This window comes from Lonsdalea iberica, assembly GCF_002111585.1.
In the GTDB taxonomy this organism is placed as follows: Bacteria; Pseudomonadota; Gammaproteobacteria; order Enterobacterales; family Enterobacteriaceae; genus Lonsdalea; species Lonsdalea iberica.
This window is the reverse complement of sequence record NZ_LUTP01000012.1, coordinates 22,578-36,663: the sequence shown is the minus strand read 5'-3', so window position 1 is coordinate 36,663 and position 14,086 is coordinate 22,578. Positions and strand designations below refer to the sequence as shown.

General features: G+C 58.2%; 13 protein-coding genes. 8 read left to right on the top strand and 5 right to left on the bottom strand.

Annotated elements, in window-relative coordinates:
- The first annotated feature begins 3 nt into the window (after positions 1-3).
- Positions 4-972 carry a protein translocase subunit SecF gene (secF, locus tag AU511_RS06605; protein WP_027063691.1) on the top strand — a complete coding sequence of 323 codons (969 nt, stop codon included), beginning with the start codon at positions 4-6 and terminating at the stop codon, positions 970-972.
- 119 nt (positions 973-1,091) lie between these two features.
- On the opposite strand, the gene AU511_RS06600 is transcribed toward secF, so the two are convergent.
- The gene (locus tag AU511_RS06600; protein WP_094109179.1) at positions 1,092-1,667 is read right to left on the bottom strand and encodes a SadB/YajI family lipoprotein; all 576 of its coding nucleotides are present in this window, start codon (positions 1,665-1,667) and stop codon (positions 1,092-1,094) included.
- Positions 1,668-1,858: 191 nt separating this feature from the next.
- Entirely contained in the window at positions 1,859-4,561 is a 2,703-nt protein-coding gene (mgtA, locus tag AU511_RS06595; protein ID WP_094109178.1) for a magnesium-translocating P-type ATPase, read from the bottom strand.
- Between the two features lie 454 nt (positions 4,562-5,015).
- Between mgtA and nrdR the strand changes: the two genes are divergently transcribed.
- The 6 genes from nrdR (at position 5,016) to pgpA (ending at position 9,190) form a co-directional block, all read left to right on the top strand.
- Positions 5,016-5,465 carry a transcriptional regulator NrdR gene (nrdR, locus tag AU511_RS06590; RefSeq protein WP_094101063.1) on the top strand — a complete coding sequence of 150 codons (450 nt, stop codon included), beginning with the start codon at positions 5,016-5,018 and terminating at the stop codon, positions 5,463-5,465.
- Positions 5,466-5,508: 43 nt separating this feature from the next.
- Complete coding sequence (gene ribD, locus AU511_RS06585; RefSeq protein ID WP_094109177.1) at positions 5,509-6,624, top strand: bifunctional diaminohydroxyphosphoribosylaminopyrimidine deaminase/5-amino-6-(5-phosphoribosylamino)uracil reductase RibD; 1,116 nt, start codon at positions 5,509-5,511, stop codon at positions 6,622-6,624.
- 119 nt (positions 6,625-6,743) lie between these two features.
- Positions 6,744-7,220: a 6,7-dimethyl-8-ribityllumazine synthase gene (gene ribH, locus AU511_RS06580; RefSeq protein ID WP_094101065.1), complete on the top strand. Its 477-nt coding sequence runs from the start codon at positions 6,744-6,746 to the stop codon at positions 7,218-7,220.
- 25 nt (positions 7,221-7,245) lie between these two features.
- A complete protein-coding gene (gene nusB, locus AU511_RS06575) occupies positions 7,246-7,659 on the top strand; it encodes a transcription antitermination factor NusB (RefSeq protein ID WP_094101066.1) in 414 nt (137 codons plus the stop codon).
- Positions 7,660-7,720: 61 nt separating this feature from the next.
- Positions 7,721-8,695, top strand: a complete 975-nt coding sequence (gene thiL, locus AU511_RS06570) for a thiamine-phosphate kinase (protein ID WP_094109176.1) — start codon at positions 7,721-7,723, stop codon at positions 8,693-8,695.
- Positions 8,696-8,731: 36 nt separating this feature from the next.
- Positions 8,732-9,190, top strand: a complete 459-nt coding sequence (pgpA, locus tag AU511_RS06565) for a phosphatidylglycerophosphatase A (protein WP_100059649.1) — start codon at positions 8,732-8,734, stop codon at positions 9,188-9,190.
- Between the two features lie 95 nt (positions 9,191-9,285).
- Here the strand turns inward: pgpA and dxs are convergent, their stop codons facing one another.
- From dxs to xseB, 3 genes are read right to left on the bottom strand one after another with little or no spacing between them, the layout of a single operon-like run.
- Positions 9,286-11,148 carry a 1-deoxy-D-xylulose-5-phosphate synthase gene (gene dxs, locus AU511_RS06560; protein WP_094101069.1) on the bottom strand — a complete coding sequence of 621 codons (1,863 nt, stop codon included), beginning with the start codon at positions 11,146-11,148 and terminating at the stop codon, positions 9,286-9,288.
- Between the two features lie 33 nt (positions 11,149-11,181).
- A complete protein-coding gene (gene ispA, locus AU511_RS06555) occupies positions 11,182-12,093 on the bottom strand; it encodes a (2E,6E)-farnesyl diphosphate synthase (RefSeq protein ID WP_094109175.1) in 912 nt (303 codons plus the stop codon).
- Between the two features lie 7 nt (positions 12,094-12,100).
- Positions 12,101-12,343, bottom strand: a complete 243-nt coding sequence (xseB, locus tag AU511_RS06550; RefSeq protein WP_094101071.1) for an exodeoxyribonuclease VII small subunit — start codon at positions 12,341-12,343, stop codon at positions 12,101-12,103.
- A 236-nt stretch (positions 12,344-12,579) separates the two neighbouring features.
- Between xseB and thiI the strand changes: the two genes are divergently transcribed.
- A complete protein-coding gene (gene thiI, locus AU511_RS06545) occupies positions 12,580-14,028 on the top strand; it encodes a tRNA uracil 4-sulfurtransferase ThiI (protein ID WP_094109174.1) in 1,449 nt (482 codons plus the stop codon).
- Positions 14,029-14,086: the final 58 nt, after the last annotated feature.

Here is a 14,086-nt window from a genome sequence, read left to right as displayed (position 1 = left end):
GTTGTGGCACAGGAATATACTGTAGAGCAACTCAACTACGGCCGTAAAGTCATCGACTTTATGCGCTGGGACAATCTGGCGTTCCTGATCTCGGGGATTTTGCTGGTGATTTCGCTGGTGCTGATCGGTGCCCGCGGCTTCAACTGGGGACTGGATTTCACCGGTGGTACGGTGATTGAAATTCACCTGGAAAAACCGGGCGATCTGGACGAAATGCGCCAGGCGCTGGAGAAAGCCGGCTTTGCCGATCCGCTGGTTCAGAACTTCGGCAGCAGCCGTGACGTGATGGTGCGCATGTCGCCGAACGTCGGCAACTCCGGGCAAGAGCTGGGCAATCAGGTGCTGAACGTGATTAACCAGAGCACTTCCCAGCACGGCGAAGTAAAACGCATCGAGTTCGTCGGACCAAGCGTCGGTAACGATCTGGCGCAGGCGGGCGGCATGGCGTTGCTGGCGGCGCTGATCTGCATCCTGATCTACGTTGGTTTCCGTTTCGAATGGCGGTTGGCGCTGGGGGCGGTTATCGCGCTGGCGCATGACGTCATCATCACGTTGGGCGTGCTGTCGCTGTTTCAGATCGAGATCGATCTGACGATTGTGGCCTCGCTGATGTCGGTCATCGGCTACTCGCTGAACGATAGTATCGTGGTCTCCGACCGTATTCGTGAGAACTTCCGTAAGATCCGCCGCGGTACGCCGTATGAGATCATGAACGTGTCGCTGACGCAGACGCTGAGCCGTACCATCATGACGTCCGCCACTACGCTGGTGGTGGTGCTGATGTTGTATATCTTCGGTGGCGCGATGCTGTCGGGCTTCTCGCTGGCGATGCTGATCGGCGTATCTATCGGTACGGTGTCTTCGATTTACGTTGCGTCCGCACTGGCGCTGAAGCTGGGTATGAAGCGCGAGCACATGATTCAGCAAAAGGTCGAGAAAGAAGGCGCGGACCAGCCGTCGCTGTTACCGTAAACGTCCTCTTTTTGCGAGCCGCAAAAACCCGCCAGCTACGGCGGGTTTTTTTTGGCCTGCGCCACGGCGCGTGAGCGAAAGGCGGGGGAAGCGCTGCCCACGCTCGCCAGCGCTATTCGTCAGCGCGCGGGTGCAGAAAGGTGGTCCGTCTGTGGCGCAGGGGCGGCGACCTTCTCGATATCATACAGGCGAATAAAGCCCAGCTGTTCGGGGGAGAGGCCGGTCAGGCGCAGCGCGATCGCGGCTTCCCATTTGGGGACCAGCGTTTGCGCTACGGCGAAGGATTGGGTCTGCGCGCCATCGGTCTGCGGCTTTCCCGATGCGTCCAGTTCGCCCCAATCTACATGCGCGCGGAAATTGGGTAGCGTTCCGCCATCGATCAGTCGGATATGCAACTGGCCGTATGTCCCGCTGGCTTCCTGCGAAACATGGCTGAGAGAGACGCTCAGTCGACCGATCGCGCTGTCCACCAGCGCATAGTTCTTTGCTGCCGGCAGCAAGTATACGCCCGCGCTGGAGTGCGCGTTGAGGGTGTTCTGGCGCTCGAGCGCCACGGCCTGTTCAGCCAGTGTCTGCAAGCGCTGGTTCAACTGACTGATCTCCTGCTGCACCTGAGGCAACGGTTGCTGATGGGCGCAGCCTGCCAGCGCGATTAGGGGCGGCAGCAGGGTAAGCAGACGGAAACGAACGGTCATGAAGGAGTCTCCTTGAGGAACGGCGCGTCCCCCTGAAGGCAGGGAAGCGCCGTCGCCGGTTAAGTATTCTGCAACAGATAATAGCGGATGTGGCACGAAAACGGGGCACTGGCAGCCGGTGGCAAGCCCAAATGGGAGAAGTGAGGGGAGGCTGCGCCCGCAGGAAGGGGCGCAACCGTTGAAAAGATCGTTTATTGCCAGCCGTAGCGGCGAGCGAAGAAGCCTTTCATCGCCTGCGTCAGCATCATGTAGCCGCAAAGAATGGCGATGAGCCACGGGAAATAGCTCAGAGGCAGCGGTTGTAGTTCCAGGAACCCGGCCAAGGGTGAGAATATCAGCGCGATCCCCGTCGCCATGATCAGCAGCGTCATCATCGCCAATGGCCATGACGGACGGCTCTGGATAAATGGAATTTTACGGGTGCGGATCATATGCACGATCAGCGTCTGCGAAAGCAGCCCTTCAATGAACCAGCCGGACTGGAACAGAGTCTGCACCTCTGGGGCGTTGGCCTGGAAGATCCACCACATTAAAGCGAACGTCATCACGTCGAAAATAGAGCTGATCGGGCCGAAGAACACCATGAAGCGACCGATATCACCGGCATTCCAGCGCTGCGGGCGGCGTATTTGCTCATCGTCCACGTTATCGAACGGAATGGCGATCTGCGAAATATCGTACATCAGGTTCTGGATCAGCAGATGCAGCGGCAGCATGGGCAGGAACGGGAGAAACGCGCTGGCGATCAGAACGCTGAACACGTTGCCAAAGTTCGAGCTGGCGGTCATCTTGATGTATTTCAGCATGTTGACGAAGGTTCTACGTCCTTCGATCACCCCTTGCTCCAGCACCATCAGGCTTTTTTCCAGCAAGATGATATCGGCGGCTTCCCGGGCGATATCCACCGCGGAGTCGACGGAGATGCCAATGTCCGCGGCCCGCAGAGCAGGGGCATCGTTAATGCCGTCGCCCATAAAGCCCACGACATGGCCCTGCGCCCGCAGCAGACGCACAATTCGCTCTTTGTGCATCGGCGTCAGCCGCGCGAACAGCGTGGTGGTCTCCGCCTGAGTCGACAGTTCCTCGTCGGTCATTTCGTCGAGGCGGCTGCCGAGCAGCGTCTGTGAACAGTCGATGCCGACATCGCGACAGACCTTGGCGGCCACGAGTTCACTGTCTCCGGTTAAGATTTTGACCGCGATCCCACTGTTGTTCAGCGCTTTCAACGCGGGCGCCGTGCTCTCTTTCGGCGGATCGAGAAAGGCGATGTAGCCTTCCAGAATCAGGTCCGATTCATCCGCGCGGGCATAATCCCGCGGCTCGGCGTCGACCATCTTGCTGGCGACGGCCACGACGCGCAGGCCTTGGCGATTCCAATCGTCGGTGAGGTGGCGGATCCGCAGCAACCGATCCTCATCCAGCGCCATGGTTTCTTCGCCGATGCGTATGGAGGAACACACGCTCAGTATTTCTTCCAGCGCGCCTTTACAAATCAGCCAATGCTCCCGATCGTTTTCGGTGACGACGACCGACATCCGGCGGCGTTCGAAGTCGAAGGGGATCTCATCTACCTTGCGCCAGCGGGCGAGGGCGTCGTGCTGCTCTTTATCTGAAATGCCGTCCAGCACGGCCTGATCGAGCAGATTGCGCAGCCCGGTTTGATGCGCGCTATTCAACCACGCCAGGTGCAGCACCTTCTGGCTGCAGCGTCCGAACGCATCGGTATGACTTTCCAGCGCAATGCGATCCTGCGTTAGCGTGCCGGTCTTATCGGTGCACAAAATATTCATCGCGCCGAAGTTCTGAATGGCGTCCAGGCGTTTGACGATCACTTTCTGGCGAGAGAGTTTTACCGCGCCTTTCGCCAGCGTTGAGGTGACGATCATGGGCAGCATTTCCGGCGTCAGGCCGACGGCGACCGACAGCGCGAACAGCGCCGCTTCCCACCAGTCGCCTTTGGTGTAGCCGTTGATGACCAGCACGATGGGCGTCATGACCATCATAAAGCGGATCAGCAGCCAACTGACCCGGCTGATGCCCTTCTGAAAGGCGTTTTCCTGATCGGGCTGATTCGTGACTCGGTCTGCTAATTGGCCAAACCAGGTGTTGGCGCCGGTGCCGATAACTATCGCCTGCGCCGTACCGCTAATAACGTTAGTGCCCATGAAGCACAGCGTGTCGCTTTCCAGTGCCGGGGCGTTTTTCGTAAGGCGGCTTTGCGCGACTTTTTCGACGGGCAGAGACTCGCCGGTCAGCGATGCCTGACTGATGAACAGATCGCGCGCCTGCAACACGCGCAGGTCGGCCGGGATCATGTTGCCGGCCGCCAGCTTGACGATGTCGCCCGGCACCAACTGATCCATCGGGATTTCCTGATATTCGCTGCGTCCGGTCTGATCATCGCATCGCAGCACGGTGGCGGTATTGCTGACCATCGCCTTCAGCGTATCCGCGGCTTTTCCCGAACGTGCTTCCTGAATAAAGTGCAGCAGCGTCGAGATCAGCACCATCAGCCCGATGACCAGTGCCGCGGTCAGATCTTCCGTTGCGTAGGAAATCAGCGCCAGCAGCGTCAGCAATAGATTGAAAGGGTTGCGATAGCAGCGCCATAAATGCAGCCACCAGGGCGCGGCCTGTTCGCCGGGGATCTGATTTCCGCCGTAGGTTAGTCGTGCCTGGCGGACTTCATTGGGCATCAGCCCTTCGGGATGGCTGTCAAAAGCCTGGTAGAGCGCTTCTTCACTCTGCCAGGCGTAGTGATGACACTGACGGGCGAGACGCTCCGGAATCGCATTCGCCTGGCCGTCCGGCATGGGCGCGCGATGAAACAAACGAGAAGGCAGATGGCGGCTAATTTGGGTGAGCCATTGCCGGGTGAGGCGTGTAAATAGCATAACAGTCCCTCCGCCACGACGGAGTGACGTCGCGGCGTGCTGACGCGCAGGGGGCATTCGCCGGCGCATCGGTTTTTAAAATTAGCAGGGACGATATCTGAACGTCACTGCCTTACTTATCGGTCGGTAAGGCAGTGAGAAAAGCGGGGGGCTGCCTTACCGAAGAAGTCCTGCCTGCGCAGGGTGGGGTTCGGGTTCCATTAAATTTCTCCGGTAGTCGATGCCATCCCAGACGACGCGATCGTGCGGTCGAGAGGCCAGTTTCAGCTCAGGCGAAGGCCATAAACGGCCAGCGCCATTATGCGGAGTCACAACTTAGCAGATCAATCCTCAACCCAATCTAAACCGATGTCTGGAGGGCGCATGTGGCTGCGTCGCGCCATATGGAGGCTGGGTTAGGCGCGGAATTCAGGGTAAACTATTCTCATGATAAACGGAGGGAGCGGGAAAGGTTATGCATTGCCCATTTTGTTCTGCAGTTGATACCAAAGTGATTGATTCCCGGCTAGTTAGTGAGGGAGCACAGGTACGTCGTCGTCGCCAGTGTCTGGTCTGCAACGAACGTTTCACCACCTTCGAAGTGGCGGAGCTCGTGATGCCTCGTATCGTCAAAAGCAACGATGTGCGGGAGCCCTTCAATGAGGACAAACTGCGCAGTGGTATGCAGAAAGCACTGGAAAAACGGCCGGTGAGCTCCGATGACGTGGAGATGGCGATTAACCATATCAAATCGCAGCTGCGAGCCACCGGAGAACGGGAAGTTACCGCGAAGATGCTGGGAAATCTGGTGATGGATGCGCTGAAAAAGCTGGATAAGGTTGCCTACATCCGTTTCGCCTCGGTTTACCGCAGCTTTGAAGATATCCGTGAATTCGGGGAAGAGATCGCCCGTCTACAGGATTAACTCCGTCATGCCGCGCAGGCGGCGCTGAAAAGAGAGGCTGGGAATGACATTACCGTCGGATGAGTTTTATATGGCACGGGCGCTGGAACTCGCGCGCCGCGGGCGTTTTACCACCGCGCCCAATCCCAACGTAGGCTGTGTGATCGCCCGCGACGGCGAGATCGTCGGCGAAGGCTATCACCAGAAGGCGGGCGGTCCCCATGCGGAAGTTGACGCGTTGAGCATGGCCGGCGACCGCGCGCATGGCGCAACGGCCTATGTCACGCTGGAACCCTGTAGCCATCATGGGCGGACGCCGCCCTGCGCGGATGCGCTGATCGCCGCTGGCGTGAAGCGGGTGGTGGCCGCTATGCAGGATCCAAATCCACAGGTGGCTGGACGCGGGCTGACGCGATTGCATCAGGCCGGCATTGATGTCAGTTACGGCGTAATGGCAGCGGAGGCGGAACAGCTCAATCGCGGCTTTCTCAAGCGCATGCGCACCGGACTGCCTTACGTACAGCTCAAAATGGCGGCGTCTCTGGATGGCCGCACGGCAATGGCTTCCGGCGAAAGCCAGTGGATCACGTCGCCGCAAGCGCGTCAGGACGTGCAGCGGTTTCGCGCCGAAAGTGCCGCCATCCTGAGCAGTAGTGCGACCGTGCTGGCTGATGACCCCTCTTTGACCGTGCGCTGGGAGGAGCTTGATCCGGATACGCAGCGCGTCTATCCGCAGGACCAGCTACGTCAGCCCGTACGGGTGGTCGTCGACAGTCAGGAGAGGGTCACGTTTCGTCACCGCCTGATCCAGCAGCCCGGCTCAACCTGGCTGGCGCGCCAGAAGGCCGATGCGCAAGCCTGGCCGTCTTCCGTCGAACAACTGGCGCTGCCATTGCAGGGCGAGGGGATCGATCTGGTGGCGCTGATGATGATGCTGGGCAAACGCGAGATTAACTCGGTGTGGGTCGAAGCAGGTGCACGGCTCGCTGGAGCGTTGCTGCGCGCCAACGTGGTGGACGAAGTGCTGCTTTATCTCGCGCCGAAACTGCTGGGAGAGGCGGCGCGTCCTCTTTGCGCCTTGCCGGGATTGTCCCAATTGTCCCAGGCGCCGGAGTTTACGCTGTCCCACGTGGCGCAGGTCGGTCCCGATCTGCGTCTGACCCTCAAACCGCAGTCCTGAGGCCGTGGTACGGGCGTCGCGTTGTACAAAATATCGGCTGACAAAACCGGACACGACGCCGGAAGAATATGATAGAATCCGCCCCCCTGCGGGGCACTTAAACCAGTCAAAGGAAAGCTATGAACGTTATTGAAGGTGTTGTTGCTACTCCTAATGCCCGCGTGGCGATTGCAATTGCCCGCTTCAACCATTTCATCAACGACAGCCTGTTAGAAGGCGCCGTTGATGCTCTGAAACGCATCGGCCAGGTGAAAGAAGAGAACATCACCGTGGTATGGGTGCCGGGAGCCTACGAACTACCGCTAGCGGTACGCGCGTTGACCCAAAGCACTCAAAACGGCGGTTACGATGCCGTGGTGGCGCTGGGAACGGTGATCCGTGGTGGGACAGCCCATTTTGAATTTGTGGCTGGCGAATGCAGCTCAGGTTTGTCGCAGGTTGCCATGAACAGCGACATTCCCGTGGCTTTCGGCGTACTGACGACGGAAAGCATTGAGCAGGCTATCGAACGCGCCGGCACCAAAGCGGGTAATAAAGGCGCAGAAGCTGCGTTGACCGCGCTTGAAATGATTAATGTATTACACGCTATCAAGTAAGCCTGATTAAGTAAGGGGTATTTCCGTGAAACCTGCTGCTCGTCGCCGCGCCCGTGAATGTGCGGTTCAAGCGCTTTATTCCTGGCAGTTATCTAAAAACGATATTGCCGATGTTGAACTACAATTCCTGAGCGAGCAGGATGTCAAAGGCGTTGACATCACCTATTTCCGCGAGCTGTTGACCGGGGTGGCGACGCAGGCCGACCGTATGGATGAGTTGATGACGCCATACTTGTCCCGCAAGCTGGAAGAACTGGGTCAGGTGGAAAAAGCGATTCTGCGTCTGGCGGTTTTCGAACTGAGCCGACGTGACGATGTGCCGTATAAAGTGGCCATCAACGAAGCCATCGAACTGGCTAAAGTGTTCGGCGCTGAAGACAGCCACAAATTTGTCAACGGCGTGTTGGATAAAGCGGCCCCACGCCTGCGTAAGAAATAAGTCATTCGGGACCGGATTACCCGTCCCGAAAGTTTGAACTTCGGGACGGCCTGGACGAGATATGGTTGCTGGTGAATTCGATCTGATTGCCCGTTATTTTGACCGGGTGAGAACAACGCGCCGGGACGTTGAACTGGGCATCGGAGACGACTGCGCGCTGCTGACGGTGGCTGATAAAACGCAGCTGGCGGTCAGTACCGACACGCTGGTTGCCGGCGTACATTTCCTGCCGGATATCAATCCGGCGGACCTGGCCTACAAATCTTTGGCCGTCAATCTAAGCGATCTTGCCGCGATGGGCGCCGACCCGGCATGGTTATCCCTCGCCTTGACGCTGCCGTCTATCGACAACGGCTGGCTGGAGACCTATAGCGACAGCCTGTTCGAACTGATTGATTACTACGACATGCAGCTGGTGGGTGGCGACACCACCCGCGGTCCGCTCAGTATCACCATGACGATTCAGGGATTGGTCCCCGCCGGACGCGCCCTGCGGCGCGATGGCGTGCATGTCGGCGACTGGATCTACGTGACCGGGTCGTTGGGCGACAGCGCTGCGGGCCTGGCTATTTTGCAGGATCGCCTACAGGTCGAGGACGACGAACGGCGCCGCTACCTGCTGCAACGTCATCTGCGGCCTCAGCCGCGCATCCTGCAAGGGCAGGCGCTACGCGGCCTGGCTCATTCCGCCATCGACCTGTCCGACGGTCTGGCTTCCGATCTCCGCCATATCCTTACCGCCAGCGAATGCGGCGCGCACATCAATCTGGATAGGCTGCCGTACTCCGAAGCGCTGCAGCAGTCGGTGGATGCCGATTGCGCCAGACGCTGGGCGTTAAGCGGGGGAGAGGACTATGAGCTTTGCTTCACCGTGCCCGAGCTAAATCGCGGCGCGTTGGATATGGCGCTCAGCCACCTTGGCGTGCGCTACACCTGCATCGGACAGATATGTCCGGCGGCCGAAGGGCTGCGCTTCTTCCAACACGGCGAATCTGTCGACATCGATCTCAAAGGCTATGACCACTTTGGTGGGTGAAGATAAAGGCTCGCGTGAGGCGAAAACCGCTTGCGAATGTTGAACCCGTGGCACTTTCTGGCGACCGGGCTGGGCAGCGGACTCTCACCCTGGATGCCGGGGACGGTAGGATCATTGGCGGCGATCCCGCTGTGGTATCTGATGATTCTGTTGCCGTGGCAGCTCTACTCACTATTGGTCATGCTCAGCATTGGCATCGGCGTTTACCTGTGTCAGCGTACCGCGAAAGACATCGGTGTTCACGATCACGGCAGTATCGTGTGGGACGAATTCGTGGGGATGTGGATTACGCTGATGGCCGTGCCGTCAATGCATTGGCGATGGGTGGCGGCTGGTTTTTTGCTTTTTCGTCTTCTTGATATCTGGAAGCCATGGCCCATTCGCTGGTTCGACCGAAATGTGCATGGCGGAATGGGGATCATGGTGGACGATGTCATTGCAGGCGTTGTGGCGGCGGCTCTGATCTACCTGTTGGGCCACTTTCTGCCGTGGTAAGTCTGCGCCACCACGAGCGCATGTAGTTCATCTCGCCTTATCGCTTCTGTGCCGGCTCCCTGCCTGACGCTGCCGCGTCGGCGGGGAGTCTGAGATCAGGCCAGCCATTCCCGAATGCGTTGTTCAATGCCTGCCGCATCCAGTCCCAAATCGACGCGGATTTCCTGCTGTGATCCCTGAGAAATAAAGCGGTCCGGCAGGCCCAGATTCAGCACCGAAACGGGGCGGCGATTCGCCATCACCCATTCGTTCACGCCGCTGCCGGCTCCCCCCATCACTGCATTTTCTTCCAGCGTTACCAGCGCGTCGTGGTTTGCCGTTAACCTGCCCAGCAACTCGACATCCAACGGTTTGACAAAACGCATATCGACCAGCGTCGCATTCAGGTTTTCCGCCGCCTCACGCGCTTCAGGCAGCAGCGTCCCGAAGTTGAGAATAGCCAGCTTTTCGCCTTCGCGACGCACAATGCCTTTGCCGATAGCAATGGACTCCAGCGGCGTTAGTTCTACGCCCAGACCGCTGCCGCGCGGATAGCGAACGGCGACTGGTCCATCCTGATAGTGATAGCCGGTGTGCAGCATGAGGCGACACTCGTTCTCGTCGCTCGGCGCCATGATCACCATATTAGGGATACAGCGCAGGAATGAGAGGTCGAACGCGCCCTGATGCGTCGGCCCGTCGGCACCGACAATGCCGCCGCGGTCGATGGCGAACAGTACCGGCAGCTTTTGAATGGCGACGTCGTGAATGACCTGATCGTAGGCCCGCTGCAAGAAGGTGGAGTAGATCGCGACGACCGGCTTGTAGCCGCCAATCGCCAGTCCGGCGGCAAAAGTAACGGCATGCTGTTCGGCGATCGCCACATCAAAATACTGTTTGGGATATTGGCGGGAGAACTCGACCATCCCGGAGCCTTCGCGCATGGCTGGGGTGATCGCCATCAGCTTACTGTCGCCCGCGGCGGTTTCCGTCAGCCACTGGCCGAAGATTTTGGAGTAGGTCGGGAGCGCTTCCTTGCTCTTCGGAAGCATACCGCTGGCCGGATCGAACTTGGGCACGGCGTGCCAGCTGATAGGATCCTGTTCAGCAGGGGCATAGCCACGTCCTTTCTTGGTCATGATGTGCAGCAGCTGCGGCCCTTTCAGACTACGCATGTTTTTCAGCGTCTGCGTCAGGACGTTGACGTCGTGACCGTCGATGGGTCCGATGTAGTTAAAGCCGAGTTCCTCGAACAGCGTGCCGGGCACGACCATCGCCTTGAGATGCTCTTCGGTGCGGCGAACCAGCTCTTTGATGGGGGGCATGCCGGACAGCACTTTTTTGCCGCCTTCGCGCAGCGTGGAATACAGCTTGCCGGACAGTAACTGTGCCAGATGGTTGTTCAGGGCGCCCACATTTTCGGAGATAGACATCTCGTTGTCGTTCAGGACCACCAGCATATCCGGGTCGATATCGCCCGCATGGTTCATGGCTTCAAACGCCATCCCGGCGGTGATGGCGCCGTCGCCGATCACGCACACGGTGCGCCGCCCCAATCCTTCACGGTCGGCGGCGACGGCCATGCCGATACCGGCGCTGATGGACGTAGAGGAGTGGCCGACGCTTAGCACATCGAACTCGCTCTCTTCGCGCCAGGGAAACGGGTGCAGGCCGCCTTTCTGCCGGATAGTGGCAATACGCTCGCGTCGGCCGGTCAGGATTTTGTGTGGATAGGCCTGATGGCCCACGTCCCAGATCACGTGATCAAACGGCGTGTTGTAGACGTAGTGCAGAGCCACCGTCAGTTCTACCGTACCGAGACCGGAGGCAAAATGCCCGCTTGAACGGCTGACGCTGTCCAACAGGTATTGCCGAAGCTCATCGCACAGTTTCGGCAGACTTTCTTTGGGCAGCAGGCGCAGTTCATCCGGGGTTTCTACCAGCGCCAGCGTGGGGTATTTCGCTATATCAAGGGTCATCGGATACTCATTTAGCGGTGTCTTATGTTGGAATTATTTATCGCGTTCAACGATGTAACTCGCCAGCGCCCGTAGCGGTGAAACGTCCAGCGTAGGGGAACTGACTTTGACCAGATCGTCCAGCGCCTCCAGAGAGTCCTGATAGAGGCGCTGCGCCTTGTCTTTCGCCTTGTCCAACCCCAACAGCCCCGGGTAGGTGCTTTTACCCAACTGCTGATCGGCTCCCTGGCGTTTGCCCGTGGTGGCACTGTTGCCGATGACATCCAGAATGTCATCCTGTACCTGAAAAGCTAATCCGATGGCGGCTGCGTAACGGTCGAGATAGGGCAATGCCTGTCGGCCCGCTTCGCCTGCGGCCAAAGCGCCCATCCGTATGGCGGCCCGGATCAGCGCTCCGGTTTTGTGACTGTGAATCTGTTGCAGCGAGGCTAAATCGACCTGATGCCCTTCGGCGACCAAATCCAGCGACTGCCCGCCGCACATGCCCGCGACGCCGCTGGCCTGCGCCAGCTCGGAGACCATCGCCAGACGGTCGCGGTCGCCGACCTGCGGCATCGGCGCATCCGCCAAAATCGAAAACGCCAGCGTTTGCAGCGCGTCACCAGCCAGGATCGCGCTGGCTTCGCCGAACCGAATGTGGCAGGTCGGCTGCCCGCGGCGCAGATCGTCATTGTCCATGGCAGGCAGGTCGTCGTGAATCAATGAGTAGGCGTGTATACACTCGACGGCCGCCGCTGGCGCATCCAGACTTTCCAGCTTCAGGCCGAAAAGTTGTCCGGTCGTATAGACCAGAAACGGACGTAGCCGTTTACCCCCCAGTAATGCCCCATAGTTCATGGCGTCAACCAGCGGAGTATTCTGAAATGGCAGGTCGGCGATAAACTGGCTCAGCGTGGCGTCCGTGCGCTGGTGGTGGGCACGCAGTTGCTCAAAGAATTCTGTCATGGCGTGGCTACTCGTTGTCCGGGGTAAAAGGTGTCAAGGCCGCTTCAGGTTCATCGCTAAGCAAAATTTGCACGCGCTGCTCCGCCTGCTGCAACTTTAACTGGCCTTGTCGTGCCAGCTGAATCCCTTGTTCAAACGCCTGTAGCGCCTCTTCCAACGGCAGTTCTCCCGACTCGAGGCGGGCGACAATCTGTTCCAGCTCGCTCAGCGAACTTTCGAAACTCACGGATGATTCGTTTTTTTTCGGCATAGTCGGTTTTGGGTCCTATTCCTACGTATCGAAGCGCATAAGGGGGCTGTGGCTCGTTGTTCCGCATCGTGCATTTGTGCGGTTAAGACGCGCCGTATGCCGCAATTAAGTGATATACTCCGCGCCCTGGATGCTATTGGTAAGACCGCCGGAGCAACGTCGATATTACCGATAACGTGATTTTAGCCTTAGGGTAAAATTGTTTACGCCTTTACGATCAAGTAACGACAGCCACCATGAAGTTTATCATTAAATTGTTCCCGGAAATCACCATCAAAAGCCAATCTGTGCGGTTGCGCTTTATTAAAATCCTCACAGGGAACATCCGAAACGTTTTAAAACAGTATGATGAAACGCTGGCGGTTGTCCGTCACTGGGATCATATCGAAGTTCGTGCTCAGGACGAAGGTCAGCGCGCCATTATACGCGATGCCCTGACGCGTATCCCGGGGATTCACCACGTCCTCGAAGTGGAAGAGCACGACTACACCGATTTGCACAATATCTTCGAGCAAACGCTGGCCATGTACCGCGATCAGGTGGAAGGCAAAACCTTCTGCGTGCGGGTCAAACGGCGCGGAAAGCATGACTTCAGCTCTCAGGACGTTGAACGCTACGTCGGCGGCGGTCTGAACCAGCACATTGAGAGCGCGCGCGTCAATTTGACCTCGCCGCAGGTGACCGTGCATCTGGAAATCGAACAGGATCGCCTGCTGCTGATTAAAGGCCGCTACGAAGGGATTGGCGGCTACCCGATCGGCACGCAAGAAGATGTTCTGTCGCTGATTTCGGGCGGCTTCGACTCCGGCGTGTCCAGCTACATGCTGATGCGTCGCGGTTGTCGCGTGCACTATTGCTTCTTCAATCTGGGCGGCGCCGCGCATGAAATCGGTGTTAAGCAGGTGGCTCACTATTTGTGGAACCGGTTCGGCAGCTCACATCGCGTTCGTTTCGTCGCCGTCGATTTTGAACCGGTGGTGGGCGAAATTCTTGAGAAAGTCGACGACGGTCAGATGGGCGTTGTGCTGAAACGCATGATGGTTCGTGCGGCATCGAAAGTGGCTGAACGCTATGGCGTACAGGCGCTGGTGACCGGCGAAGCGCTGGGACAGGTGTCCAGCCAAACGCTCACCAATCTGCGTATGATCGACAACGCGACAGATACGCTTATTTTGCGTCCGCTGATCTCGCACGATAAAGAACATATCATCAATATGGCGCGTCAGCTGGGCACGGAAGACTTTGCCAAGACCATGCCAGAGTATTGCGGCGTGATTTCCAAGAGTCCGACGGTCAAAGCGGTTAAAGCTAAAATCGAGCACGAAGAGAGCCGCTTCGACTTCGATATTCTCGATCGCGTCGTGAGCGAAGCGCGTAATCTGGATATTCGTGAAATTGCCGAGCAGACCACGCAGGAAGTGGTGGAAGTCGAAACGGTGGACGCGTTCGCTGCCAACGACATCCTGCTGGATATCCGTTCGCCGGACGAACAGGATGATCATCCGCTGACGCTGGAGCAGGTCGACATTCAGTCGCTGCCGTTCTATAAGCTGGCGACCCAATTTGGCGATCTAGACCAGAGCAAAACCTATTTGCTCTACTGCGAGCGCGGCGTGATGAGCCGTCTTCAGGCGCTATATCTGCTCGAACAGGGCTTCAACAATGTGAAGGTCTATCGCCCCTGATCGGGCTAAGCGATGTAGGTAAAAAAAGGCGCTGAAGCGCCTTTTTTAATGCATGAAA